The sequence below is a fragment of the Corynebacterium suranareeae genome (assembly GCF_002355155.1).
Lineage (GTDB): Bacteria > Actinomycetota > Actinomycetes > Mycobacteriales > Mycobacteriaceae > Corynebacterium > Corynebacterium suranareeae.
This window is the reverse complement of the sequence record NZ_AP017369.1, coordinates 234,197-259,745: the sequence shown is the minus strand read 5'-3', so window position 1 is coordinate 259,745 and position 25,549 is coordinate 234,197. Positions and strand designations below refer to the sequence as shown.

The 25,549-nt window shown below is 52.4% G+C and carries 26 protein-coding genes; 10 read left to right on the top strand and 16 right to left on the bottom strand.

The features are described from left to right. Positions 1–21 precede the first annotated feature (21 nt). The gene (locus tag N24_RS01240) at positions 22–903 is read left to right on the top strand and encodes an EamA family transporter (RefSeq protein WP_096453610.1); all 882 of its coding nucleotides are present in this window, start codon (positions 22–24) and stop codon (positions 901–903) included. A 42-nt stretch (positions 904–945) separates the two neighbouring features. Here the strand turns inward: N24_RS01240 and N24_RS01235 are convergent, their stop codons facing one another. Genes N24_RS01235 through N24_RS01220 form a run of 4 tightly spaced genes read right to left on the bottom strand, consistent with a single transcriptional unit; the run spans position 946 to position 4,347 of the window. Further along, on the bottom strand, positions 946–1,704 hold the full coding sequence (locus tag N24_RS01235; protein ID WP_096453608.1) for a sulfite exporter TauE/SafE family protein: 759 nt from the start codon (positions 1,702–1,704) through the stop codon (positions 946–948). A 56-nt stretch (positions 1,705–1,760) separates the two neighbouring features. Further along, positions 1,761–2,393 carry an AAA family ATPase gene (locus tag N24_RS01230; RefSeq protein ID WP_096453606.1) on the bottom strand — a complete coding sequence of 211 codons (633 nt, stop codon included), beginning with the start codon at positions 2,391–2,393 and terminating at the stop codon, positions 1,761–1,763. Then, a complete protein-coding gene (locus N24_RS01225; protein ID WP_096453604.1) occupies positions 2,390–3,709 on the bottom strand; it encodes an MFS transporter in 1,320 nt (439 codons plus the stop codon). Before N24_RS01225 ends, N24_RS01230 begins: the two co-directional genes overlap by 4 nt. A gap of 2 nt (positions 3,710–3,711) precedes the next feature. After that, complete coding sequence (locus N24_RS01220) at positions 3,712–4,347, bottom strand: bifunctional 4-hydroxy-2-oxoglutarate aldolase/2-dehydro-3-deoxy-phosphogluconate aldolase (RefSeq protein ID WP_003857197.1); 636 nt, start codon at positions 4,345–4,347, stop codon at positions 3,712–3,714. Positions 4,348–4,503: 156 nt separating this feature from the next. Between N24_RS01220 and N24_RS01215 the strand changes: the two genes are divergently transcribed. Then, the gene (locus N24_RS01215; protein WP_096453602.1) at positions 4,504–5,295 is read left to right on the top strand and encodes a DeoR/GlpR family DNA-binding transcription regulator; all 792 of its coding nucleotides are present in this window, start codon (positions 4,504–4,506) and stop codon (positions 5,293–5,295) included. Here the strand turns inward: N24_RS01215 and N24_RS01210 are convergent. Genes N24_RS01210 through N24_RS01190 form a run of 5 tightly spaced genes read right to left on the bottom strand, consistent with a single transcriptional unit; the run spans position 5,292 to position 13,130 of the window. Beyond that, on the bottom strand, positions 5,292–6,359 hold the full coding sequence (locus N24_RS01210) for an ankyrin repeat domain-containing protein (RefSeq protein ID WP_096453600.1): 1,068 nt from the start codon (positions 6,357–6,359) through the stop codon (positions 5,292–5,294). The two genes, N24_RS01215 and N24_RS01210, sit on opposite strands and share 4 nt — an antisense overlap. 57 nt (positions 6,360–6,416) lie before the next feature. Continuing rightward, a complete protein-coding gene (locus N24_RS01205; protein ID WP_231910798.1) occupies positions 6,417–8,150 on the bottom strand; it encodes an ArnT family glycosyltransferase in 1,734 nt (577 codons plus the stop codon). Positions 8,151–8,153: 3 nt separating this feature from the next. Beyond that, complete coding sequence (locus N24_RS01200; protein ID WP_167381981.1) at positions 8,154–9,617, bottom strand: glycosyltransferase; 1,464 nt, start codon at positions 9,615–9,617, stop codon at positions 8,154–8,156. Next, positions 9,614–11,164 carry a hypothetical protein gene (locus tag N24_RS01195; protein ID WP_096453598.1) on the bottom strand — a complete coding sequence of 517 codons (1,551 nt, stop codon included), beginning with the start codon at positions 11,162–11,164 and terminating at the stop codon, positions 9,614–9,616. The genes N24_RS01200 and N24_RS01195 overlap by 4 nt, the downstream gene beginning before the upstream one ends. A gap of 43 nt (positions 11,165–11,207) precedes the next feature. After that, positions 11,208–13,130 (bottom strand): hypothetical protein, encoded by a 1,923-nt coding sequence (locus tag N24_RS01190; protein ID WP_231910797.1) that lies wholly within the window; start codon positions 13,128–13,130, stop codon positions 11,208–11,210. 280 nt (positions 13,131–13,410) lie between these two features. On the opposite strand from N24_RS01190, the gene N24_RS16520 reads away from it, so the two are divergent. The 3 genes from N24_RS16520 (at position 13,411) to N24_RS01170 (ending at position 16,983) form a co-directional block, all read left to right on the top strand. After that, a complete protein-coding gene (locus N24_RS16520; protein WP_231910795.1) occupies positions 13,411–14,436 on the top strand; it encodes a hypothetical protein in 1,026 nt (341 codons plus the stop codon). A gap of 36 nt (positions 14,437–14,472) precedes the next feature. Next, the gene (locus N24_RS01175; protein ID WP_096453594.1) at positions 14,473–15,747 is read left to right on the top strand and encodes an MFS transporter; all 1,275 of its coding nucleotides are present in this window, start codon (positions 14,473–14,475) and stop codon (positions 15,745–15,747) included. Positions 15,748–15,837: 90 nt separating this feature from the next. Further along, on the top strand, positions 15,838–16,983 hold the full coding sequence (locus tag N24_RS01170; protein WP_167381979.1) for a winged helix-turn-helix domain-containing protein: 1,146 nt from the start codon (positions 15,838–15,840) through the stop codon (positions 16,981–16,983). Here N24_RS01170 and N24_RS01165 read toward each other — a convergent pair. Continuing rightward, positions 16,967–17,527, bottom strand: coding sequence for a gamma carbonic anhydrase family protein (locus N24_RS01165; protein WP_096453590.1), 561 nt, complete (start codon positions 17,525–17,527; stop codon positions 16,967–16,969). The genes N24_RS01170 and N24_RS01165 overlap by 17 nt on opposite strands. Continuing rightward, on the bottom strand, positions 17,524–18,129 hold the full coding sequence (locus N24_RS01160) for an HAD family hydrolase (protein WP_096453588.1): 606 nt from the start codon (positions 18,127–18,129) through the stop codon (positions 17,524–17,526). The genes N24_RS01165 and N24_RS01160 overlap by 4 nt, the downstream gene beginning before the upstream one ends. Before the next feature lie 89 nt (positions 18,130–18,218). Between N24_RS01160 and N24_RS01155 the strand changes: the two genes are divergently transcribed. Both N24_RS01155 and N24_RS01150 read left to right on the top strand, forming a co-directional pair. Further along, positions 18,219–19,223 (top strand): alpha/beta hydrolase, encoded by a 1,005-nt coding sequence (locus tag N24_RS01155; RefSeq protein ID WP_096453586.1) that lies wholly within the window; start codon positions 18,219–18,221, stop codon positions 19,221–19,223. A 119-nt stretch (positions 19,224–19,342) separates the two neighbouring features. Beyond that, positions 19,343–19,912 (top strand): DNA-3-methyladenine glycosylase, encoded by a 570-nt coding sequence (locus tag N24_RS01150; protein ID WP_167381978.1) that lies wholly within the window; start codon positions 19,343–19,345, stop codon positions 19,910–19,912. Between the two features lie 92 nt (positions 19,913–20,004). Here the strand turns inward: N24_RS01150 and N24_RS01145 are convergent, their stop codons facing one another. From N24_RS01145 to N24_RS01125, 5 genes are all read right to left on the bottom strand, one after another. Next, entirely contained in the window at positions 20,005–20,796 is a 792-nt protein-coding gene (locus N24_RS01145) for an alpha/beta fold hydrolase (protein ID WP_096453582.1), read from the bottom strand. Between the two features lie 763 nt (positions 20,797–21,559). Then, entirely contained in the window at positions 21,560–22,030 is a 471-nt protein-coding gene (locus N24_RS16515; RefSeq protein ID WP_231910793.1) for a hypothetical protein, read from the bottom strand. 219 nt (positions 22,031–22,249) lie between these two features. Further along, on the bottom strand, positions 22,250–22,462 hold the full coding sequence (locus tag N24_RS01135) for a hypothetical protein (RefSeq protein ID WP_157736383.1): 213 nt from the start codon (positions 22,460–22,462) through the stop codon (positions 22,250–22,252). A 229-nt stretch (positions 22,463–22,691) separates the two neighbouring features. Next, positions 22,692–23,258 carry a PIN domain-containing protein gene (locus N24_RS01130; protein ID WP_096453578.1) on the bottom strand — a complete coding sequence of 189 codons (567 nt, stop codon included), beginning with the start codon at positions 23,256–23,258 and terminating at the stop codon, positions 22,692–22,694. Beyond that, the gene (locus N24_RS01125; RefSeq protein ID WP_096453576.1) at positions 23,255–23,704 is read right to left on the bottom strand and encodes a helix-turn-helix domain-containing protein; all 450 of its coding nucleotides are present in this window, start codon (positions 23,702–23,704) and stop codon (positions 23,255–23,257) included. The genes N24_RS01130 and N24_RS01125 overlap by 4 nt, the downstream gene beginning before the upstream one ends. 260 nt (positions 23,705–23,964) lie before the next feature. On the opposite strand from N24_RS01125, the gene N24_RS16690 reads away from it, so the two are divergent. The 3 genes from N24_RS16690 to N24_RS01110 all read left to right on the top strand — a co-directional run bounded on the left by N24_RS16690 (position 23,965) and on the right by N24_RS01110 (position 25,528). Then, positions 23,965–24,105 (top strand): hypothetical protein, encoded by a 141-nt coding sequence (locus tag N24_RS16690; protein ID WP_331713108.1) that lies wholly within the window; start codon positions 23,965–23,967, stop codon positions 24,103–24,105. Between the two features lie 12 nt (positions 24,106–24,117). Further along, positions 24,118–24,393 carry a type II toxin-antitoxin system RelE family toxin gene (locus tag N24_RS16655; protein ID WP_331713147.1) on the top strand — a complete coding sequence of 92 codons (276 nt, stop codon included), beginning with the start codon at positions 24,118–24,120 and terminating at the stop codon, positions 24,391–24,393. 214 nt (positions 24,394–24,607) lie between these two features. Next, positions 24,608–25,528, top strand: a complete 921-nt coding sequence (locus tag N24_RS01110) for a Fic family protein (protein WP_096453572.1) — start codon at positions 24,608–24,610, stop codon at positions 25,526–25,528. Positions 25,529–25,549: the final 21 nt, after the last annotated feature.

The window sequence follows — 25,549 nt, the reverse complement described above, 5'->3', positions numbered from 1 at the left end:
GAAGGAAACAAGGAGCTGATAGTGGCAACAAATCGTACATCTTCCGCTGGAGTCATCACGTCTGTTCTCGCATCCGCTTTGTTCGGAGCGATCTTTTTCATCTCTGGGGCGATTGAGGCAAAGGCGGAAACACTTGTTGCTTGGCGTGTCCTTCTAACAGCGGCATGCTATTTGCTTGCCCTTCTGCACCCTGCTGGTCGGAAGGTGTTTAAGGAATTTTGGGACACGCTAAGGCCCCAACCTCGTCAAATTCTGTACTTCATCTTCCTTGTTGTACTTATTTCGCTTCAGCTGTGGCTGTTTTCTTGGTCGCCAAAGAGTCATGCTTTAGATGCCTCGCTTGGTTACCTATTACTGCCCATTTTCCTAGTAATTGTGGGGCGGTTTTTCTTCGCTGATTACATCACCAGGCTGCAGTGGATTGCGGTGGGTGTCGCGCTGATCGCAGTGACCTTGAAATTTGTCATTAGTGCGCAGCTTTCATGGGTAACTTTTGCCATCGCTGCGGGTTATGCACTGTATTTTGCGCTTCGTAAATACTCAGGGCTGAACAACGCTTTTGCTTACGGCGCAGAAGTTTTAGTGTTGAGTCCCCTGGCGTTTTTCATGCTCGCCACTGTCGAGGATCCGCTGTCTAACACCATGTTGTCGATGGTTATTCTGGCCGGCCTCGCTGGCGCTTTAGCTATGGCTTTGTATCTGGCTGCCTCAACGCTGCTCAGTATGCCAATGTTTGGCCTACTAAGTTACGGTGAACCAATCTTACTGTTCGTTGCAGCACTATTACTTGGTGAAACGTTGAATCTCAGCGACGCCATTGTCTACTCACTACTTGCGTGCGCCCTGGCATTACTGGGATTTGATGGAATGAGAAGGTCTCGCAAAAACCTCGAGTCCGATTAACTTCCGATTCGCTTCCGATCGACTTCCCACCAATTAAGACCGCTAAACCAATTCCATGATGCCTCGGAACAACACCACTGCTGCACCAGCTGCTGCCAGGAGCGTAGCGATGCGCTTGGCCATTGGGGTGGACACCTTAGCGTTGACGATTTCACCCAACCAAGCACCGACAAAGATCATCGCTACGGCACCGATCCAGAGCCATGCGGGTGCGCCACCGAAATCGAGTCCACCGATCAAGATAACCTTGAGTAGGAACGATACGGTGTTGGCCACGAGTAGAACTGGGTGCAAGGTGGCCACAAAGTCGCGGTAATCCCAGCGGCTCAGGCGTGCATAAACAGTCAGGGATGGTCCTGCAATGCCTGCAACAGTGGACATGAATCCACCAATCACACCGAAGATGACCATAGGCAGTTTAGCTTCTTGCTTGAGTGCGAATTTCTCTGTTGGGAACAGAGAAACACCCAACGCGAGCAGCACCATCGCACCAACGAAAATCAACAGCCATGGTCCATTAAGGAAATACACCACTGCAACAGCAGGGACAGAACCAAGTACCAGAGCGCCGGCAAGAATTCGGAATTTGGCCCAGTCAGTGCGTTTGCGCACCGACCACGCATTGTTCACCGCATTGATGATGGACAGACCATTCACCATAGTCACGCCTGCTAGCGGCCCTAACAAAGAAGTCAGGACTGGGCCGGTAACGAGACCGACACCCAATCCTGTCATGCGTTGGAGAAGAGCACCGATGAGGACTGACGCGAGAAGCACAATAGCGATGGTTAACACGATCAATCAGAATAGGCGCTCTACGCCCACCCCACCTAGTCGAGAGGTAAGCTTTTACCCCTCTACGGAGTGACCAGATCCTTCCCAGATAGTGATTTTTCAATTTCTTGGAGGATCACGCTTGCTAATTCCGGCGCGGGCAGATCAGCGTCGTTGGTGAAATCGACGATTTGAACAGAGTCCCATTCCGGGTGCGCCTTACCTACCTCGCTCCAGAATTGTTCCCAGTTGTTCAGTTTCCATAAGTCTCGATCAAGCCCTCTCGAGCGCAATCGCTGTTTTGTGACGTCTTCAGAACTGGACACTCGGACTACAAACGGAAAAACATGTGGAGACCATTGGTGCTCTGTCGCGATTGCACTGATGTAATCAGTTTGTTGAAAGTACGCTCCAAATGGTGCATCAAGAACAATCGGATTGCCAAGTCTCAAGTTTTCGCTACCGATAGCCAAAAGTGTGGAGTATTCCAACGGCCGAATTGTGCCCGTATAGAATTCACTGTCGTCTCGGGCAGCTGGGCTTTCACCGTTGGCTTCAAGCATCGCGCCAGTAAAAATGTTGGCGACGGTGTCTTTATCCAAGTAGGAAGCTCCCATTGCAGAAGCAATGCTCTTGGCCACAGTGCTTTTGCCCGACCCGGCTGTCCCGATAACAAAAACTGCAGGGATTGCGTCCTCTCCGAGTCCTAGACTCATGCTGTCACCTGCAAAGACGCTTCTCGACGGTCCTTTACAAGAACACCGTAACTGAAGGCACCAATGAGAAGGAGGAGACCGGCAAGAATGAACACCCAGTTAAAGGTTCCGGTTACTTCCAAAATGTAGCCTGTTGCGATTGGGGCAACGGCCGCACCGAGGAAGCCACCAAAGTTCTGGATTGCGCCCAATGATGCGACTTGGTGTGGTTCTGCAATATCGGACGCAAGTGTCCAAATACATGCAATTGGGATCTGAGCTGCAAAGTAGCCAATACACAGAAGCAAAATGTTGAGCGTGGTGTTTTCAATGTATGCGACAGGAGCAACTGCGATCGCGGCGAGGATTGCGCCACCAACGATAGGGATTTTGCGTGCTGTGATAGCTTTCATGCCGCCATCAATGAACTTCTTGGAAACAACGCCACCCAAAAGCACACCGGCAATACCGCACATAAATGGCAGCGCCGCGACCCAACCAGTTGTGGACAGGGAGAATCCACGAGACTCTTCCAAGTACCTAGGCAGCCAGGTGAGGTACACCCATACCGTGTAGAAAATTCCGAATGCACCAATGATCATGAACCAGGTATTGGGTGTAGCCAGCAAAGAGAACCAGGAAGCCTTCTCAGTTTCGTTCGCTGATTCGGTCACCAAATCGTCGCCGATTTCGTTGTGGATCAGGGCGTCTTCTTCGGGCTTTGGATCGCGGTAGCTGAACCACCACACTGCAGCGATAATCAGACCTGCAACACCAACGATTGCAAACATCCATCGCCAGCCGAAGCCCAAGAGCAGGAAGGTAAGCAGTGGTGGTGCAAGTGCGTTTCCGATTTGGGAACCGGTGTTCACAATTGAGACAGGCAAAGAGCGCTCACGCTTGGAGAACCACATTTGTGATGCCTTAAGACCTGCCGCGAAGAATGGGGATTCTGCAATACCCAGCAGTACTCGTGCGATGTATAGCGCCAAGAAAGTGTTGGCGAAGGCTGTTCCGACGGCGACGATCGACCAACCGACAGCAGCGACGAGGAACATCTTCTTCACGCCGAATTTGTCAATGAGGTAGCCAGCCGGAAGGTTTGCCAGCGCGTAAGGCCAAGAAAACGCAGAGAGCAAGAGGCCCATCTGAACGGTGGTGAGGCTTAGTTCTTCCGCGATGGTGGAGTTGCCGATCGACAGAGTCGAACGGTCGAGGTAGTTAATGACACCAGCGATCACGATCAGTGCAATGAAGAACCAGCGCATCTTCTTGATCGTTGTAAAATCCCAGGAAGACGATGCTTTCTGCGTTTGAGGGGTTGCTTGAGTACTCATGTTCAGCTCCTTACATCAGCAATTTTTTGGAGCAAGGACGCAGCGTTTGCCGTAATAGCTTCGGCACTGCCTGCCTTGCAGATATAACTTGAAACTCCAACAGAGAAGGCTCCTGCATCAAACCAATCTCCGACTGTGTCAAGATCAACGCCACCCGTTGGTGCAATTGGCGCGTGCTCGAGTGGGGTGCGAAGTGATTTGAGGTACTTCGGACCATGGAGCTCTGCAGGGAAAAGCTTGACCACATCTGCACCTTTTTCAAGGGCGGTTTGAATTTCAGTTGGGGTGAACGCTCCCGGCATGGAAACCACTTGGTATCGCTGTGCGATTTCCAAGACCCCGTCATTCACATTGGGGCTGACAAGCAATGAGGATCCTGCGTTGACCGCTGCATATGCGGATTGTGCATCTAGAACTGTTCCAGCTCCGACATATACGCCTTGATCTCCGTACTCTGTTGCAATTTTCTCAATTGCTTGAAGTGCCCCAGGGACTCCGAAAGGGATCTCCAAGCAGCGGATTCCACCTTCGATAGCAGCACGTGCGACCTGATAAGCGCTGTCTGCATCCGGTGTGCGAATGATCAGCAACGCTCCAGTGCTGTGAAGTGCATTAAGTGTGTGCAATTTGAATGACATGACTCACAAACTATCACACAAATTCACAAAAGCAACCATTTCACCCCAAATAATCACAAACTGCCACATGGCGGTCCCCTATCACCCCCAAACCCCCCGAACTCCTGTTAAAATTTGTGAATCTTTAACATTTGATAGTCTTGGTGAAAGGTTCCAATGTCTTCCTCCCCACTCATTCCGGAACAACGCCAACAAAAAATCACAGCAGCACTGCAACAAAGTGGGGCGTTAAGTATCCGAGCACTTTCTCAGCACCTCAATGTCTCCCAAATGACAGTTCGCCGAGATATTGCGGCTTTGGAAGAATCCGGCCAAGTTGTTTCCATCAAGGGTGGTGTCAAACTTTCTGAAGGCATTTCCACGCCGGTCCCCCTCGACCGTGCCAGCAGATTAGCCCTTGAACTGCACCGCAAAGAAGCTATTGCTAGGGAAGCCGCCGATCGAGTTACCGATGGCATGACAATTTTTCTAGATGCCGGAACAACGCTGCAGGCTCTAGTCCCCTATCTTGAGCCTCGACAGAATCTCACGGTCATGACCAATGACCTTTTCGTCGCCACCACGTTGTTCAACTACCCGCATATTCGCACCATTCAAACTGGTGGCGCTATTGATCCTGAGATTGGTGCATGCCAAGGACATTTAGCTGCACGCAGCGTGGAGATTTTCAACTTCGACATCGCCTTCATTTCATCCTCAGGTTGGTCACTGAACCGAGGTTTGACCGCTCCCGCGGAAGAGAAACGCCTTCTAAAAAGAAAGGTGATGGAAGTGTCAACCACATCAACTCTTCTGGCTGACACAACAAAGTACGGCGTGATCTCCATGGTGACGGTATGCCCGTTGGATGAAATTGACGCAATCATCACAGACTGGGGTTTAGATTCCCAAACGATCGAGCGCATTCATGAGCTGGGAGTTAATCTCACGGTCACTCAAGAAATCTAGCGCTTGTAGTCAACCTCTCCCAGTGGCAGCGGTTGTGGGTTTTGTGCGACCCATTTGGTGGCCAACCGTGGAAGGGTGTCGATCTCCTCCTCGGTGGGTTCACCTTTGCGCACTGATTTAACGGCCGCAGCCAGTTCTTCTAATTCTGGCTCACCCAAAGGAACGCCCTGCTCACAAATGTGGTTGAGAGATTTGGCCATGCGTTTGAAGTCTTTGTCCCAGTTGACGCCACCGTTGCCGTGAAATTCGTTGGATACTCGTCCGGCAATTCGGAGGGCTTCGCCTTGGAGGGATTTCGCTTTGCCCATTGCGGGAACAAGGAGATCGTAGCCTTCGATGAATTGTTCCTGCCAGGTGGTTCCGAGGAGGGTGATGGGGCTGATGCCGTCGTGGCGTTTGGGGGTGTTGGCTCGGAGTTCTTCGGGGATGTCGAAGTGGTCGTAGAGCCAGATCATGTCGCTGGAGGCTTGGTCGACGGCTTCTTCATTGTAGGAGTCGCGGATGTCTTCAAATTCTTCGCCGAGGCGGATGATGCGTTCTTGGGTTTCGCGAAGTTCTTCGTCGGTGAGGTCAGTGTCGTGGAGGAGGCGGGTGATGGTGGCGAGTTCGATGATGCTGCCGGGGTTGGCATTGCGGATGACGCGCATGAGTGGGGAGCTGCCGTCGTTGGCGCGGGCGTAGGGGTCGGCGCCAGCGTCGATGAGTGTTTCCAGGTTGTGGGGGAAGAAAGCTGCGCCGTAGGCGACGGATTCGCCATCGTTGTTTACGGCACAGACGTCGGCACCGCGGCGGAGGAGGAAGCCGGGGGTCAGGTTCCAGTCGTGGGAGTGGATGTGGAGTGGGGTGTCACCGGTTTCGTTGCGGACGTCAACGTCGAGGCCCTGGTCGAGGAGCCATTCTTTATATTCTTGGGGGACGTCGCGCATGTGGAGGGCGGTGTCGCCGTGGCGGTTTTTAGCGTCGAGGGCGCGCTCGGTGAAGACCTCTTTGAAAGCGTCAAAATCGCCCGATTCGACGATTTTGTCAAAACTTCGGGGAAGTTTGTCCTTCAGCTTGCGGGCCATGACTCTCCTGGATATGGAAAACAACTATGGAAAACAACAACGGTAGTTACAAAGAGTCTACGACTGTTCGGGTGTGGTGAGCACCCGATAGAGGCGCCAATCTGGTTGTCCTTGGCCTTGGTTGATGAATTCGATTTCCATCGTGGCGATCTGGCTGCCGGTTTCATACATGTCTGGGTAGCGCAGGTTGATCGGATCGGTGGCGCCGCGGCCTTCGCGTGGGAGGGCGAGGATGTACTTAACGCCCAGCTCAGCGGGTTCGTTGAGGGTGGTGATGAAGTCTTCGTCGGAGGGGATGATGAATTGCTTTTGGTTGTTTGATGCGGTGAGGACGGCGAAGCCATAGGTGGTGGAGAGAAGGACTTCGCCGTCTCCAAGGTTGAGGGAGTCGATGAAATCGGCGACATCCATTTCAGTGGAGAAGGTGCTCAGGGTGTGGATGGCGTCCTGCGATGGCGATTCCATGTTGAAAACTAGTTCTCGGATAGCGTATTCCTGGGGTGCCCAGTTAGCACTGCTCATGCCGTACAGGGTGATGCCGGTGCCACCGAAGATCGCAAGAACTAAGACACCGGTGATTGTTTTGGGCACGTACTTGCCGGTGACGCGATCGCGGTAGCACGCACCTGGTCGAAGTGAGGGGAATCGGTGGCGGGGCGGGATAATTTGGAACAGCAAGATAATGGTGAGCGGCAGGGCGGTGAGGAAAAAGCGCAGCAGACCGAAGGTGGATCCAAGTGAGTAGGTGATGATTTGGAAGAAGACCACGGAGCCGATGAGAGCTAAGGGGATGATGGGTTCGGGGTCGCGGCGTCGATAAGCAAAAAAGACTGCAACTACTGCGACGAGTAGGAGAGCTGGGGAGATGAGGAAGGTGCGGACGGAGGCGTCGAAAAGCGCTTGGGGTCCTGTGGCGCCGCCGCCGGATGCTGCGATGATCGCAGCGTTGCCGTCTGTGGAGGTGAATTGGGCAAAGAGTTCGCCGGTGGTGAGCCAGCTGGCGCCAGTCCAGGCGACGAAGGCGAAGCCGATCGGCCAGACGAGGAGCAGCATGTCGACAAGTGCGAATCCGATGCGGTCGCGGAAGCCACGGCGGTAGCGTGCGCGCCATGTCATAAATCCGACAGTCCACATGGCTACGAAGGCCATGATGAGGGCGTCATAGCGCGCTAAAAACGCCAATGCCAACGCAAAACCACAGGTAATGAGGTCGTGGACGTCGTCGGTAGAAGTCCAGCGAATCAGCCTGCGCACCGCCCAGAGAGTGGCGTAAATGAACGGAGCTTCGCTCATTCCCGTCGCGCCGTACAGGATGATCATTGGGTTAAGTGCATACAACAGAAGGCCTACCACCGCGAGCCAATACCGGATGTTGCGCTCGCTGGCAATCAACCACAATTGCCTCACTGAAGCCGCCATGAACACTGATGACACCAATGCGCCTGCCAACCCGGCACGCGTGAATTCCGGGACCCAGGGGCTTAGCGCCACCAATGGAATCTGCAACACGGTGGTCAGAGGGGTAAACACGTAACCGATCGCCGACAACGTGGGGTTGCGCGAGTACAGCGCGGATAGGGCGCCTTGGGTGCGCGAGAGCGCGTCGCCCCAGAAATACCCAACATCCAGCGCGATCCACAGCGCGGCGCACCAGTACAGGGCAAGGCTTGCAGCAAACCAGAAATTTGCTTGTCGACGCCACCCTCTACGGTGTTCAAACCCTTCGATCTGCGAACTCGCCAGGACGGGCGCGCGCCTGGGCAGGGCCGGCATTGGTTTGACGATGGGCACCGCTTACGCCTCCAATCCGTGGGCAGTTTTCTCCCAATAGGATGGTCGCGTGATCAATTGCCACGTGCCTTTCAACGCTGCAATGCTCATGAGCAGCCAATACAGCGGGAACGTGAGAACCGCGATGAGCAACAAGGGGTCGCGGCCTTCCCGGCAGCCAATGAGATTCATAAAGATGGTCGCAGTATTGCCCACCACCAAACACACCAACGCTGGGTAGTACACCGCAGGTGGGAACATCTGCTCAATGGTGCCGGGCTGGCCCAGAATCCACGCGAGCGACAAGTACCAAAACAGCAGATTGAGCACCGCAATGATCGGGGTGCCTGCCATGAGGAAGGTAAAACGCACAGCAGGAATGATGCCAAGCTCTTGGACCAACCACTTTGGCCTGCGCATATACACAAGCCATGTTTGCAGATAGCCCTTGTACCAGCGGGAACGCTGGCGCAACCAGTTGATGGTGTCGGAGTTTGCTTCCTCCCACGTCACCGAATCCAACACCGCGGTGGAATATCCCTTTGCCGCGATACGCACGCCGAGGTCCGCATCTTCTGTGACATTGAAAGGATCCCACGCGCCGAGATCTTTCAGAACACCCGTGAGCAGATGGTTTGAGGTACCGCCCAATGGGACAGGTGCGTTCATGCGCATGACGCCTGGCAGCAGGAAGTTAAACCACACGTCATATTCAATGGTGAACCACGCGGTTAGCAGATTCTGCCTGGCGTTTCGATACGACAACCTTGACTGGACGCACACCGTATTGGATGCCGAACGTTCAAATGCCACCACCACGCGACGCAGCTGGAGGGGATCTGGCATGTCTTCCGCGTCAAAGATCGTGACAATGTCCCCCGTGGCAAAGTGCAATCCATAGTTACAGGCCTTCGGCTTGGTGCGCGGCTGCGCTGGCGGCACCTTAATGATCGTCGCCACCTGATCCACTCCCGCTGCCTCTGCTGCGGCGATCGTGGGCAGATCATCTTCCTCCAACATGAGCAATACCTGCAGAAGATGCTTAGGGTAATCAAAAGCGCGCATAGACGCCAGCAGCTGCGCAATCACTTCAGGTTCGCCATAGGCGGGCACCAACACCGTGTAGGTTTTCAGCTTGTCCTCAGGGAAAGCCAGTGCATCTTCATCCGACACCTGGATGATGGATTCCGCGCGGATACCTCTGGAAAACATGATAAATCTGTCCAGCAATGTGATGAGGTACATGAACGTACACGTTGCTGCCAGTCCAATAAGTGCTGCTTGCCGAGCAAAAATGAGCATCAAGATAAAGCCCACCACCACAGCAATGAAGGCGACTTTCTGCCCTCTAGTAAATGCAATCGAGGCAGAGAGTAGCGGATCGCGCACCCTTAACCCTTCAATGGCATCAATCAGTGCAGCCTTTTTCTGCTCCTCACTCGCGTTGAGGGGAAGAATTTCACGGTAGCTGAGATCTTGTTCCATCATGACCTCCCCACCTGTTGTTCTGCCACGATCTGACGGCCAACTTGGCTGACCAGGTCAAGATCTTTCAATTGGGTATTGGTATCGATGGTCACGTCATTTCCACGGAACAAAATGGTAGCCACCTGGATAAACATTCTGGTAACCGATGGCGCAAGCTCCGGGAACTTCGCTTCTGTGCGGTGATCATCCACCGCGATGATGGAGATCTTCTCCACGGTGTTGTTGGTGGTCTGCCATTCAAAAACCAGCTTGGTATACGTCAAGAAGTCAGTTTCATCGAGCACCGTGTAGGCGCGTCCGACCACGCCGTATCCCAGGTCTACCTGGATGGTATCTGACTTTCGGCCTCTCAGCGTGGAATACAGCGTCTCATCACCAAAGGCACGCTGCTGGAACCGTTCCGCCGATTGGAGGGTATCCACCACAACAGTTCGGTTGAGTCCATCAGAATCCCACGCCTCGTTGTAATGATCTGCCGTCATCGTCTGCCTAAGCAGAGAGGAGCCAGGGCCAAAGTAGCGCGAAGCCCAGTTGTAATACTGCACATCGTCGATGTGCCAACCGATAGGTGCGATAACACCTGGGGCAGGCTTTGCCAGCATTTCAAGCCCGGGGAGGTTGTTGACGCGCTCCACGTAAGGAGTAGGAATCCACGCCAAGAATGCTGTCGCAACCACGACCGCGATAAGCGCGGGTCCGGCTTTTTCCACCGTGGGTTGCCTACGACGAATCTTCCACTGACCAAGCCTCCAACGCGAAGACACCAACACCACAGTGATGGTTGCCAGCACTGCTGGGACCAAGGTGAGGAACTTACTGCCATCGGTCAGCGCCCACACGATGATGGCAAAAATAACGCCAAACATCACCGTCATCAGTGCCAAATAGGTGCCCTGAACCAGGTCCCTGTTGGAGGACACCAACACCGCAAGAGACAGTCCAATGATGTTGGCCATCACCGGGCCCCAAAAGCCACCACCGAACATCACCGAAATGATCAGGTGTGTCGCCGCGTTGTAACCGAACAGCAAAATCCAGCCGGGCGCAAAAGAAAAGGTAGAGCGCATACCAAACACCAGGCCAGAAATACCAAACGCAAAGACTAACACTGCGAACATATCCAAGCGCAGCAGGGTTTCCCAGTCCACAAAACGTGGCAGAAGCTGGCTCTTAATTGTGATGGCTATCAGTACGGCAATGCCACCGATGATGTAGTCGACTTCGCGGTCGTGAATGTTCAATGCACGAGCACGCTTGCGGTCCAGTCCGATGAACAACACGATCGCCATGAGCACCACAAGTATTGAGTAGTTGGCCACGCCGATTCGGAGGTTTTGCCACAGCAGCACAAAGCTCTCATAAAAACCAATGATCAAACAGGCAATGGCAATGATTCCGCGAAAAACATATGTCCGTAAGCTGGGTACTTCCATCTGCGCATTGCCAGCTTGAGGTTCTGGATCAACGTCTGGAACTTCAATCTCAGTACCGTCAGAAAGCTCGATCGGTTCTAGAGGTTCTAGCGGTTCTAGCGACGGGTTACTCATGTGCCCAACCTCCTCCCCTGCGTTCTACTGGATAAAGAAGAAATCATTTGTATCCTTTTTGCGAACGCCTGGACACTGACACCACGGCTGCGACAATCAGGGCAATGACCACAAGGCTGACGCCGATCGCAATAAAGACTGTGGCCGATCGACCAGGCTGATCTGGGGCTTCCACGGTGGTCAATTGCACAGGTTCGCGGTCTCGGACTTTGACAATCAGGTCGCCGTTGAGATCACTCCAGCGTTCGCGGTCTTCTCCCATCCACGAAATCAAGGCATCCAAATCGGCGGGGTTGTCCTGGGAACTTGCCACAATCACCGTGCGCTTCTTATCGGCATCCCACACGGCCTGAATGGAACCGACAACAAGCGCAGCGTTGGTTTGCAGGGATCGGGTGAGTTGTTCGCCGTCCGCATTTTGGTCGTTCTTGCTGGTGATCTCTAGGGTTTGGCCTTGTTGGGCGAGGTAGCTTGGCACTTGATCAGTCTTTGCGCCCGCAGCATCAATGAAAATTGTTGGGCGCTCGCTGGCTACGGCTTCATCCCAGTTCACCAGGTGTGGGCGGATGCGCTGGGAGCTCATAGATTGAATTCCCAACACTACGCTGACAGCGCGGGAGAGTTCCTGCACGCTGGGATCAGCAAACGCCACGTCCACACGAGGTTGGAAGGACTGCGGTAGGGACCGGAAGCCGTTGAGTACAGGAACATCTGAATGTTGGGAGGTGACAAGGCTGTCGGAATCAATGTTGAGGCCTACGGGCTGGGTGACCCCACAATTAACATCACCGGTGCTGGTGAATTCCACGACGATCGCCGTGTAGCGGTTGACCAAGTCTCCAGGAACGTTGAACTCACGGTCAATGATGCCAGTGTCATCGGTGGTCAAGGAGTCCAACACGGTGTCACCAATGGAGAACGTGATCTGTCCTGCATTTTGGGGTGGCAATGGGGTGTAAGTTCCCGTTATGTGCAGGTCAATGGACTGCGAGTAGGTCCGCAGGCGGGAGCGTTCAATGCCCAAGGTGACGCTTGTGCGCGCAACTGATTCAGAGGTGAGCTGCGTGATACCCAGTTCTTGGAGGGTGGCCACATCTGTGGAAAGGTTGGGCACATCACCAAAACCTGAGGCCGTTACTTCGGTGTCTACGGCAAGTGGCAGGGTTGCGTCGGTAAGCAAGCGCGCTTGATCGTAAAGCTCGTCGGCGTTGCCGTTCAGGCGCAAGAATGCATTGCCTTGGCCGGGATTGACCAATTCGATTTTTTGCGTGTTACTTTCTGTTGCCTCGTCAACCAGCACAATCTGGCGTTCAAAATCTTGAGGACGTGTAGGAGGAGCATCGGTGCCGGTTGGAAGCGTTTCTACGTTGACATCCAGACCTGATCTTCGGTACACCGAATCCAGGGAGGTCGCAACCTCTAACGTGGCTTCTTGTACTGCCTCAGAGGGGTTTTCCGGGACGTAAATTGTCAACGCGCGCAGCACTGACGGGAAGTAATCAGCCACCACAGCTGGGTTAATCGTCGCCCCTTCAAAGGTGACCTTTCCGTCTAAGAAGCGGACTTCCTGCTCCTCGTAGCACCACTGGTTGTTTACAGGATCCAACATGGCGCGCAACCAAAAGTTGGCGCGGCCGTCTTCGACAGGAACGCTTTGCAGCGGAACCTCAATGTGTGCTCGGGAATCATTAACTTCTAGGCGCAGGGTGTGAAAGAGCCGGTCACCGTCATAAAACTCCACGACGCCGCCAGAAAACTCGGCAGGAATCTGCAGCGTTCCACTCAAGCTTTGGGGAACAGTGCCTGCTGGTACATCAAAAGCTAACGGTAATTCTTTAGCGAAGTTGGGTACGGCGATATCGTCCGAGGAGCTCAACGCAGAAAGAGGCAAACTGGGGTTGATCGTTGCTCCCAGCACGGGTGGGGTGATCCCGAGCAGTAAGGAAGCGCTTAAAGCGGTGCTCAAAAATACGGATTTAATTTTCACAGGAGCTTACCGATTCAACTTTCACATCAAAAAAAGGGGACAAATTTCTACATGAAATTCGACGAGATGAATGTTATTCATTCTTGTCTTCAGCCACATCTATTCGAAATGAAATCCTACTGAATCACCAGCTAGTCGGCCTAGGTAAAAAGGCGTAATTAACTTATTTATACATAAAAACACAATAAAAACCGCACACGCGGCGAAACTTCAATAAATCCCTAGACTACAAAAAATGGTTAGGCTAACCTTATTCCCAATGAATGTGAATCAACAGTTGGGAGCCCGCACCGCCATGAACCACCCTGAGACCGCAACCGTCCTTCGCTCCATCTCTGACATGGTTAGCACCGAAACCAATCCGCGCCGTAAAAGCCGCCTCGAGCAGCTCATTTACGCCACCGCCAGCGCCTGGCCCCACTACCCCATTGCCCACGCAGCCCAGGCCGCGGTGCAATTAGCCAGGCCAATGCGGGTTTTTGAGCTCCAGAGCTTTGAAGGCGTCAAGCACGCACTCCACCAAATCGATCTTCGCCCCGCCCTCGAATGGGACATCATAGGATTTCCCGAATCCCCCGACACGCTGCCCATTTTGCTCAGTGACCTGCGCGACCCCCTTACGCCACCACTGCTGTGCCACCTCAATCCACGCCACGCTCCGCTCACCGATCCACACATTGACGCTTCCAGGCGCCGCCGCGGTCCCTTCCACGCCACTCCCAGCTACGCAGGCTTTCACCCCTCATTTACCGACGACACCGCCCGCATGCTGGGCAACATAGCCAAAATTGGCGCGGTTGCCACCTGGGAAAAGATGCTTGTCGACGCCGCAAGCTGGGCCGAACTCCCCCACCCACCAGTCATCGTCGGGGATACCCCGCCCTCGACTGTCACGCCGGACAACGCCTGGTACCAGTTTCGCGTCGGCAAGCATCTTGGTCGCGATGCGTTCGCGGAAATCGTCATGTGCCTTGGCCACGTGTTTTGCCATCATGTCCCCCAGGTATGGTCGACAACCTGCGCATCTCAGGACGCTGATCCCACCACGATGCTCATTGAAGCCGAGGCCGCTGGGGCATTGGCCATCGCTCGCGTCGGCGGCCCGACCCGTCGAGGTGGTTCCTTCTTCGGCGATGCCCTTCTCAAAGAGGGGACGCCACTTCCTGCTGGTTTCCGACTAGATGTTGTTCTACACGCCGCCTCAGAAATTGAGGATCTGCTGCGCGGTGACACCACAGCCGTTGTCAGCGGCGCTTGGTCTGTGGAGGATCGCCGAGGTTACTAACAAATAGGCCCAACAAAGAGGTCTAAGCTCTACCTGGTGAGTTTCCGAGATATTTTCGCTGACACCAGACCGCTGAAAGAACCGGCCTTCAAACGACTGTGGTTAGGCAATGTTGCCACTGTCATTGGTGCCCAATTAACCGTTGTTGCCGTGCCGGTCCAGATCTACCAAATGACTGGCTCGTCAGGGTATGTAGGTTTAACTGGCCTGTTCGGGCTTGTCCCGTTGATTATTTTCGGGCTTTATGGCGGTTCGATTGCCGATGCTTTTGATAAGCGCATCGTGCTTATCTGCACCACGATCGGCATGTGTGTCACCACTGCTGGTTTTTGGGTTCTCACCATTTTAGGCAATGATAATATCTGGTTATTGTTGATTAACTTTGCTTTACAACAAGCCTTTTTCGCGGTGAACCAACCCACGCGTACTGCAATTTTGCGCAGCATTTTGCCGATTGATCAATTAGCGTCCGCAACGTCGTTGAACATGTTGCTGATGCAGACCGGTGCCATTGTGGGGCCGTTGATTGCAGGTGCACTGATTCCACTGATTGGCTTTGGCTGGCTGTACTTCCTTGATGTGGTCTCTATTATCCCGACCTTGTGGGCGGTATGGGCACTGCCATCGATCAAGCCTTCAGGCAAGGTGATGAAGGCCGGTTTTGCCAGCGTGGTGGATGGGCTTAAATACTTAGCTGGCCAACCCGTGTTGATGATGGTGATGGTTTTGGATCTAATTGCCATGATCTTCGGCATGCCACGAGCTCTTTATCCTGAAATTGCTGAAGTCAACTTCGGCGGTGGTGATGCCGGTGCAACGATGCTGGCCTTTATGTATTCATCAATGGCTGTCGGTGCAGTCTTGGGTGGTGTGTTATCTGGTTGGGTTTCCCGGATTAGCCGCCAAGGTGTTGCCGTGTACTGGTGCATCATTGCATGGGGTGCAGCCGTTGCGCTGGGAGGTGTGGCAATTGTTGTTAGCCCCGGCGCGGTTACTGCCTGGGCGTGGATGTTTATCATCATGATGGTAATTGGCGGCATGGCTGACATGTTCAGCTCCGCAGTACGCAATGCTATTTTGCAGCAGTCTGCGGCAGAGCATGTCCAGGGCAGAATCCAAGGCGTGTGGATCATTGTTGTCGTCGGCGGACCACGACTGGCTGATGTTTTACACGGCTGGGCAGCTGAGCCTCTAGGTGCTGGTTGGACGGTATTATGGGGCGGAGTAGCAGTAGTTGTATTGACTGCAATTTGCATGGTGTCGGTACCTAAGTTCTGGAAATATGAAAAACCAAAGGTGACCGCCATCTAGGTATTTATCCCTGCCCATTTACAGACTATGCGGTCTAGATCATAGAGCACTTATTAGACAGCGTTGTCTATGATTGGCTATGGTTTACCTATGCCCAATCAGGCCCATTTCTCTGCGTCCTTTGCCCGCCCATCTACTCCGGCTGCAAAGTGTATGCACCATATCCGCCTCGGCCAGCAACTCATTAGAAATGAGCTGGTCGAGGCCACAGGTCTGTCCCAACCCACTGTCACACGTGCAGTCACTGCATTAATGCAGGCAGGTTTGGTGCGTGAACGCCCTGATCTCACGCTCTCTTCAGGCCCTGGTCGTCCCAATATTCCACTTGAGCTCGCACCAAGTCCATGGATTCATGCAGGCGTAGCCATTGGTACGAAATCGTCCTATGTCGCATTGTTTGATACCAAGGGACGCACCCTTCGTGATGCCATGCTGGAAATTTCTGCAGCAGACCTTGATCCAGACACCTTCATCGAGCACCTTATCGCTGGAGTTAATCGCCTCACCACCGGCTTGGATCTGCCGTTGGTTGGCATTGGTGTGGCAACCTCCGGCAAAGTCACCAACGCTGGTGTTGTCACCGCCAACAACTTAGGTTGGGACAGCGTGGATATCGCTGGTCGGCTCAACTACCAATTCAGCGTTCCAGCAACTGTTGCCTCGGCTATCCCCGCAATTGCTGCTTCTGAACTACAGGCTTCCCCGCTTCCCCACCCTGAGCAGCCGACGCCAATCACCTTGACGTTCTACGCCGATGACTCTGTGGGAGCTGCCTACAGCAATGACTTAGGTGTACATGTCATTGGATCACTGGCTACTACCCAAGGATCTGGCCTGGATACTTTAGGTATGGCAGCTGAAGATGCACTAAGCACCCAAGGCTTCCTCAGCCGGGTATCTGATCAAGGTATTTTTGCCAATAGCCTTGGAGAGCTAGTCACCATCGCTAAAGATAATGACAAAGCACGCGCGTTTCTAGATGATCGCGCGACGCTACTTGCCCATACCGCCGCAGAAGCAGCCGAAACAATTAGCCCATCCACACTAGTGCTGTCGGGATCCGCGTTCTCGGAAGATCCTCAAGGACGATCGGTGTTTGCTTCACAGCTTAAGAAAGAATACGACGCAGACATCGAACTCCGGTTGATTCCCACACACCGGGAAAATGTCCGCGCAGCAGCACGAGCAGTCGCACTCGATCGACTACTCAACGAACCACTTACCCTCGTACCCTAACCTCATCTAAGCTCAGTGCTTCCGAGATGGAAGCCTGGGCTTTTGATGTTTCCACATAACGACCCGCGTGAGGGATAAAGGACTGGGACTGGGCGTCGTCAAGCAATCTGCGCACTTTGGCCGGAACCCCGGCTGCTAAAGCTTGCGCCGGGATTTCTTGTCCTTCCAACACGATCGCACCAGCAGCAATGAGCGCACCGGGGCCGATGATGCTGCCAGAAAGCAGCGCGGATTTCATGCCGACGAGTGTGCCGTTGCCCACCGTCGCGCCGTGGACGAGGGCCATGTGGCCGACCGTGACATCATCGCCGAGGGTGCACGGGGCATCGCCGTCGACATGGATCACGCAATTGTCCTGGACATTCGTGCGGGCACCGATGGTAATTTTGTTGACATCGCCACGCAGGACAACGCCATAAAAAATGGACGCATCCGGGCCAATTTCAACATCCCCGATAATCGTGGCATTCGGGGCGATCCATGCGCTTTCATGAATGCGCGGAACCTTATCGCCGAAAGGCAAAATAAGTGGTTGACGTGTCATTCCTGGATGCTTTCTTTTAAGGAATCTAAGCCAGTGAAGTGAATTGTGTTGAGACCTTCTTCGCGCGCTGCCTCAATGTTGCGCAGGCGATCATCAATAAAAGTCACATCCTCAGCCTTTTCACCAAGAGCCTCAAGGGCTACATGGAAAGACTTCGGCTCCGGCTTCGCCGCCCCAATATCGCACGACAAAACCACCGCATCCAGCCGATCAAGCCACGTTGAATTGTGCTCCTTCAACATCTTGGCCAACCCTTCTGGAATATTAGATAAAATTCCAATGCGGTGGCCTTTTGCCTTCAACGACAACACATAATCAACCATGTCCTGATCGCACTCATACAAACCCTTGTAATCAGCAGCGATGACCTCTTGGATATCCAAATACTCCAAACCCGCCAACAGCTTTACCTGATTCCAATAATTCACCTCGCTCACACGACCCGCATCAAGATCCAAGCGAAGCGACTCATAAGCCTCATGCAACTTATCGTTCTTGGACGGCTCACCCACCGCCCGAGCTACCCGCTCAAATTGTGCAGAACCATGTTCCTTGATGAGCACACCATAAAGATCAAAGAGAAAAGTACGAGTCTTTGCCATCGAAGGCTCCTTTCTAACCTGCACCTAAGCCTAGGTGGAATTGTGATTACGTGTCGTGTGGTTTTTCTTGTGGTTCTAGGATTACTGTTATGTTCCTTCATCCAGATGCCCAATTTTATATCGACACTTTGCCCACGCTCAGTGCGGAAGAGCAGGTAAATTTCGGTAAAGACGCTGTTGGCGCTGGGGTTAATGCAACTCATGTGGCAGTAGATCAAGATATCGCTGGGGTGCCGGTGAGGGTGTATAGGCCGCTGGAGGCTGGGGCCGGTGTTTTGCCGTGCTTGGTGTACTTTCACGGTGGAGGCTGGTCCGGCGGCAACTTGGACATGATCGATGCCACGGTTCGCTCATTAGTAGTCGGCTTGCCGATCATCGCCATCAGCGTGGACTACCGGCTTGCACCCGCTCACCCTTTTCCAGCAGCTATCGACGATGCGTTTGCGGTGGTCAACGCTGTGTTGGGTGGGGCGTCCGGACTAGAAATTGATACTTTCCGCGTGGCAATTGGTGGAGATAGCGCCGGCGGAAACATTGCGGCGGTAACTGCTCAACAACTGCGGAAACGTGTTGTGGATTCTGCTGTTTCGCTTGGGGTGGGGTCTATGTTGGGACCTGGGGTGGAGCCTGGGGTGGGGTCTATGTTGGGATCTGGGGTGGAGCCTGGGTTGGGGTTTGCATTGGCTCCTTCGTTGGCTCACCAGGTTCTTATCTATCCCGTGACTGATGTTTCCACAACAACGACACCCAGCTACCTCAAATTTGGCCAAGATTGCTACCTGACTAAAGAGGCGATGGAACGCTACATCAACCAATATGCAGGTGAACATGACCGCACCGACCCACGGCTTTCACCACTACTTGCTTCTGACCTGAACGACCTACCTCCAACCACCATTGTGTACGGGGAATGCGACGTCTTAGCCCATGAAGTGCAAGCCTACGGGCAAGCTCTACTAGAGGCTGGAAACTCCGTGACGATGGCCGAATTCAAAGGACAGATCCATGCTTTTATTAACCTCGGAGGAATAAACGCCGACGCCAGGGCTGCTCGACGGTTTATCCGCGCAGAATTGGAAGCTGCGCTTTGTTAAGTGGCCGAGTTCGGCTTGTCTGCTTTTTGGGATAGCAGCGGTTGACTAATCGTTCATGCGCACGCATTCGCGGCTTTGCACTTTGAGGCCCTTGATCACCGCAACCTAAGATCGGTGTCATGCCCATCGACTTCCTTCAATCTGCCGATATTGTTGCTCCACAGCTTCTAGGCTGCACACTCACCCATGCCGGTGTTGGTATCCGGATTACTGAAGTTGAAGCCTATTTAGGTTCGACCGACGAAGCTGCACATACTTACCGAGGTAAAACCCCAAGAAATGCAGCGATGTTTGGTCCCGGTGGACACATGTATGTCTATATCTCATACGGCATCCATCGGGCAGGAAATATTGTGTGCGGGCCAGAAGGAACAGGCCAAGGAGTACTGCTTCGCGCAGGAGAAGTAGTGTCCGGCATATCCATTGCTCAAAGTCGTCGAGGGGAAAACATTCCACATGCACGCCTTGCCCAAGGTCCGGGAAACTTGGGGCAAGCTTTAGGTTTAGAAATCAGTGATAATCATTCTTCAGTTTTTGGCCCTTCATTTCTTATCACTGACCGGTTAGAAGTACCTGAAGTTGTCCGAGGCCCTCGTATTGGAATTAGTAAAAACACCGAAGCTCTTCTACGGTTCTGGATTCCTAATGATCCAACAGTAAGCGGGCGCCGAGGTTATCCGAAAATGTAGTTTTGCAACTCTGCTTGAGACATCTAGAAGGAGTGGCAACAGAGCAAAAGCCCCACATGAAGTAGGGCTTTCACATCGCGGTGTAGCGAGTATTAATCACCGAGCGCTTGTTTCAAATTTTCCGAGAAAGTATCCGGAACCATAAGGTGCGCGAAGTGATCGGCCTCAGGAATTTCATAAAGTCGTGATCCTGGAACTGCATCAACAACTTCAGTTGCAGATTCAAAGAGCATCGGCGAGGTTGCCGTGCCACGGATGACAGAAACATTCGCGGTCTCAAGCACATTAAAACGAGAGAAATCATCACCTAAGGCGTCAATTTCTACTAGTTCACGAGTCCATGTTGGCGCCAGTTCGCACAGTCGTGGCCAAACAGGAGACTGTCGTAGACCAGCAATTTCAGCATCAGATACGCGCACGATCTCTTTCAGAGAGATCCCCAGCGCTGCATCCGGATCTCCTGATTCAATTGCATCTTTGTATTTTGGTAGTGCATCTCCGGCAACTGGACCATCCACTGGGAGGGGTGGCTCGAATAAAACCAATCTGCCGTTGCCAAGAGAATTTCGTAATGCATATTCCAAAGTGCACAAGGCACCGTAGGAGTGTCCCAAAAGATGCGCATCTGCGCCGGCGAGTTCCATCATGGTCTTGATGTCTGCGATCTCGGCGGACATTGAATATTCCGCAGTGTCGATGCTGCCACCGCGACCCCGCCGATCATAGACAAAGCAGGTGAAGTTATCAGCTAGGCGATCAATTACAGGAAACCAATCAGATTTATCTGCAATGCTGCCGTGGGTGATGACCAGAGCGGGGCCAGTACCCTTTCGGAAATAACTCAATTCGGTACCATCTGGCGAAATAACGGTGGCGTCATTCATGTAAAGCTCCTATCTTTACGATTCAGGTACCCCCGAATTTTAGGTAAATAACGGGAACGTTTCGATAAAAATTATTCAAGCAGGGGTAAGTAGAAACATTGGAGCAATTACAAATATTTGACTAGGAAAGAATTTCCTTAAGCGCGTTTAACTGCACTTATTTTGGTCTGTTCGACAAAATCGAGCCTTGAGTTAAGGCTTGATCCTTAAAAATGCAAAATTATACCCACCCCCTGAAACTCGGCGAATAAGAAGTTCTACATAACACACCAATGACTTTTCTTACTTTGGTTAATAAATATGGCGAGCACCACTGCAACTACTTGAGTTACTTCACAACGATCGCAATGGCAGCTTGAAGTATTCCGCAGCGGACGCATATGGAGTAGCCAGAAATATAGTTCGCTAGACGACTTGCAGTCTCGCTTGACGACACCAACCGCCAGCTTGGGTTCATTGCGATTGATGATGCAGTGATTGAATCTAGATCATCAAGTTTTGGTGCGAGTATAAATCAACAGCTCAGAATGAATCAGCACTATGTCCGTGCTAATGGAATAAGCCCGTAAAACTAGTGTGGCCTGTGGCGGTCTTTTCGCAGCTAGCAAGGAGGTGAAGCCTGCGTCAGCTAAATACCCACTCATTGTCACTAGTGAGCGGGATGGAACACAGCCGAGATTATTCGACTGAACGTAGGCGCTCACTCCCTCTCCTCAGTAAGGAGCCAGATTAAATCCAGTTGTGCAATTAAATTTTCTTTTCATCAGGGAGTAAGTCCACCTAATGCCACAGCTAGAATCAACGCCATAAAAAAGAGGCTAGATACCAGAAACCCTGCCCAAACTCCCCACCCCAGAGCACGGACAGCATAGTACCCACGACGAAAATGGTACAAAACGATAGCTGCGCCAACTACAACGCTCAACAAGATCATCTGGTTGATGAAAAATCCTAAAAGCCACAACATTTTCTGCTCAAGAACTGATTCGAGTGAGACCAGGCTATAGCGGAGAAAAAATCCGACCACTAATCCAAGAAGAAAAAGTAGGAAGATGACTGCTTTTCGCATCCGCTCGTTAGTTGAGGTCACTCTCAAAATTACCAAATCGGTTCCACCATCAGGCAGCTCATCTTGGGGCGAGTCCGTCACACGAGCCTTTTGGGGTATACCCCAAAAGGCAAGAGAAAGTGAGAAAGACTGGAACCCCTGCGCCCCTTCCCACTCCCTACTCAATAAAAGCTATTCCTCAAGCTTTCACGGGACCTGTACTATTGCCCATGCTGCAAGAATCACCTAGAGTGGCGTTATCACGACTAGCCGTTCTCTCCGTATGGAGAGGCGGCTAGCTTTATTTGTGGGTTAAGGGACAAAATGTGTGCTTTTACGGAGTGTCGACCATAAGGGACATTTTGTGTACTTTCCCCAGGTCGCCACGAATCCTCCCATAGTTGGCTAGTTGAAGCGCCCTACCCAGCCCTGTCTGATACCGATAGAATTAGTCGGTGTGGCATCGACCCCGGTGTCATACCTAGCCAGGCGCCCGTCTTCACGACCGGAGCTCGGATCCTCCTGGTTGCTCAAGACTTCAACTTTGGCGAGTCTGTCTTGACCCCAGTGTTGTTGCCTGGCGATCTCGACTGGATCGCCAGGCAATTGCGTATGCATCAATAACCACCAATCCACTGCTATGCGTTGGTGCTCATCAAACATTCCTCGGCGGTTTCTGGCTAAGGCTTTAATCTGGGCGTTGATCCCACCTTCTAAACAGGCCTGTTTAGAGGGGGTGTGGAAGTTCTGTGGGAGGCCGCAGATACGGGAGGAGCGTCATCGAGAGCATTCAACCAGACGGGAAGCCAGCTCAGGGTGGCTTATAGGAGTAGAACTCCTAAGCATCTCATAGGCAGGGTAATCTATCGTCGGAGTCCGCCGCAGACGGGGCTCCCGCTATAGCCAGTGCATCAAGCACATCGTCAATGGTCCTGGGCGGATTCTTAAACGCTGCCGCGGCATAGGTAACAGCCTGATGGACACGAGTACCGTACAGATCAATCTGATCGCATAAAAACTCATCAGCACCCTGGATCTCGATGCCGTATCGCTCCATCACGTCCTGAGGAAAATCCCGCGCATTTTCGGTGACAATCACCTGGGCGCCACATCTAATGGCAGCAGCAAGAACATGACGGTCCTCAGGATCAGGCAAAGACAATGACTGAATTAAATCTTCATACCCAGTCACCAGGCAGTCATCCACAGCCCGACACATCAACTCCCGGGTTCGGCGCAGCTTACTGGGGTCAAGATCTGGTCGGTTGGCCTGGAGGTTGCGAAAGACCTCATCCAAGATGTCCTCGGTCCACCGGGCTTGGTAAATGCCCGTACCTGCCAGTCGGATTAGGATGTCGCGTAACATATTGGGATACAAGACGTTGGCGTCGTAGATAACGGTAAAACCACTCACTCGTAAAGCCCAATCTCCTCGGTAAGGGCAGTGAGATCGTCTGCAGCTGTGCGGGTGTCAATATCTCGTTGGTGTTTGTAGGCCTGCACGTCAGCCGCATAGATGCGTCGATGAGTGCCAACCTTATGTCCAGGCAAGATGCCGTCATCCATCAATTTAATGACATGCGGACGAGAAACATTAAGCAGGTTAGCTGCTTGCTGAGTGGTCAGCTCGGCCCGCATGGGCATCACGCCTACTGATCTGCCGGCGGCTGAATTAACCAGGATCTCCCGGAGTACAGTGGCCACCTCCCGGGGTAGACGGATGACCTCATCAGAGTCCTCCACCGCGACCTTGACGTCTTTGTTGGTAGATGTATTTCTCAGGACGCGGTTGATTTTCTGTAAAGCCTCACGGGCTGTTGCCGCCGTGCTGGCGAGTTCATTGTCCTGTAAGTGTGACATGCCTTTACATTACCGAATAAATGAAATAAACGAAACGTACGCCACTTAAAGACAGCTGACAGCATAATTAGTTCTGTGAGAAATGTCTTTACGGTGATTTTAACTGAACCTCTTGATGTACATTTTGTACAAAATGTCCGGTGGGGATCATGAGTATCACCGCGACCACCAGCGAATTCCATAACTAACAAAGTCGATTCCTCGACGCCGCCCAACGCGAGCCCGTTACCATCCTTAGTCGCGGGACTCATCGTCGCGCGGTGGTTGTCTCCCCTGGCTTCTATGACCGTGCGATCCAAGCGATAGAAGATATGGAAGACATCCGCGCCGCAGCAACTGCTCGTCAAGAGGCTGAAGAAGTCTCCCATGAAGACCTAAAGGCTGAGCTCGGACTGAGCTGACCACCCACCGATATCAGAATCGCGCTATTCAATTACCTACAAACCTTCTTCGGTGGAGAAGATGTATACCGTTTGAGGATGGGCTCCTACCGAATAATCTACGACACTAGAGTCGGTGAGCTGGTTATCCTGGTCTTAAGTCTCGGACACCGCAACGATATCTACTGGAAACGCTCATTCACACTACAAAATCAATTCGCGCAGCAGTGCTCAAAATTCAAGATAGCTGAACATGACGTTAGCTTTCAGCTCCGCCTTGGACCTTGTCGATATTGCTACTATCCTTAACACCGTGAGCATCGATGTAGGTCGATGCGCCTTACCTCACAACCCCAAGCCTTGCGTTTGGGGTTGTTGCACTACTAGGCAAAACCACTACTAGTAAATGCAGGGCAGGGGTCCAAATCGACAGATTCAACAGAGGAAACCTGCCATAGAGCACCGGAAAATTCTTGCTGCAAAGGTATCCTCACAAAAACTGGCCAGAAACTAAGACCCGCTTATGAAGTACAAAACTCTCCAAAAGGAATTCCACTCCTCCTCTTCCTCAAGCAAAACCTATGCGGAGGATCTCTACCAACAACGGTTCAATTCAGAAGATGCGGTCCACTACCCTTTCGTACTTCACAACGATCCTCTGTTTTACATCCTTACGCCAGAGATCCGGGAACTAACTGCACAACTAAATACGCACAACTCTAAATTTCGAAACAGCTGGAATAAACTTCCCGATCAAACAACTGAAGAAATTCTGCAGAAACTTGTCATTCACGAGGTCATCGCAACAAATGAAATTGAAGGAATTACAACAACTCAAACAAGCATCACTGATTCATTAAAAGCCACCAATACTCATGGAATTTCCTACCACTACGGAAAACTCGCACACCACAACGCGATAATTCCTCAAACACCATCTGATCTGCGTACTTTCTATGACCTTTTCATGCACAACGAGTTGGCACCTGATCAAAAACTAGATGGTGAGCTTTTCCGAAAACACCCTGTTCAGATTGTGGATGGCAACCATAAAACTGTTCACTCTGGTTTCTTTCCCGAAGTCAAAATCATTGATGGTATCCACACAAGCCTTGATCTTTTAAACACCGGAAATCTCATCGATGCACTTGTTTCGCATTTCATGTTTGAGACAGTGCACCCTTTTTATGACGGCAACGGCAGGGTTGGTCGGTTCCTCCTCAGCATGCGCTTGTCCGAACTGCTCTCCCCTGCCGTTGCACTGACATTGTCGAGCTCCATAAATCGGAATGTCAGCAAGTACTACAAGGCGTTTCAAAATGTTGAGCATCCGCTCAACCGCAGTGATTGCACTCCTTTTGTCATTTTCTTGTTGGAAATTCTGCTCGCAGGACAACTCGCAGGACAACAAGAATTGGAGAACTTAATCAAGCACCACCCCTAAACAGTGAATCAAATCGGATTT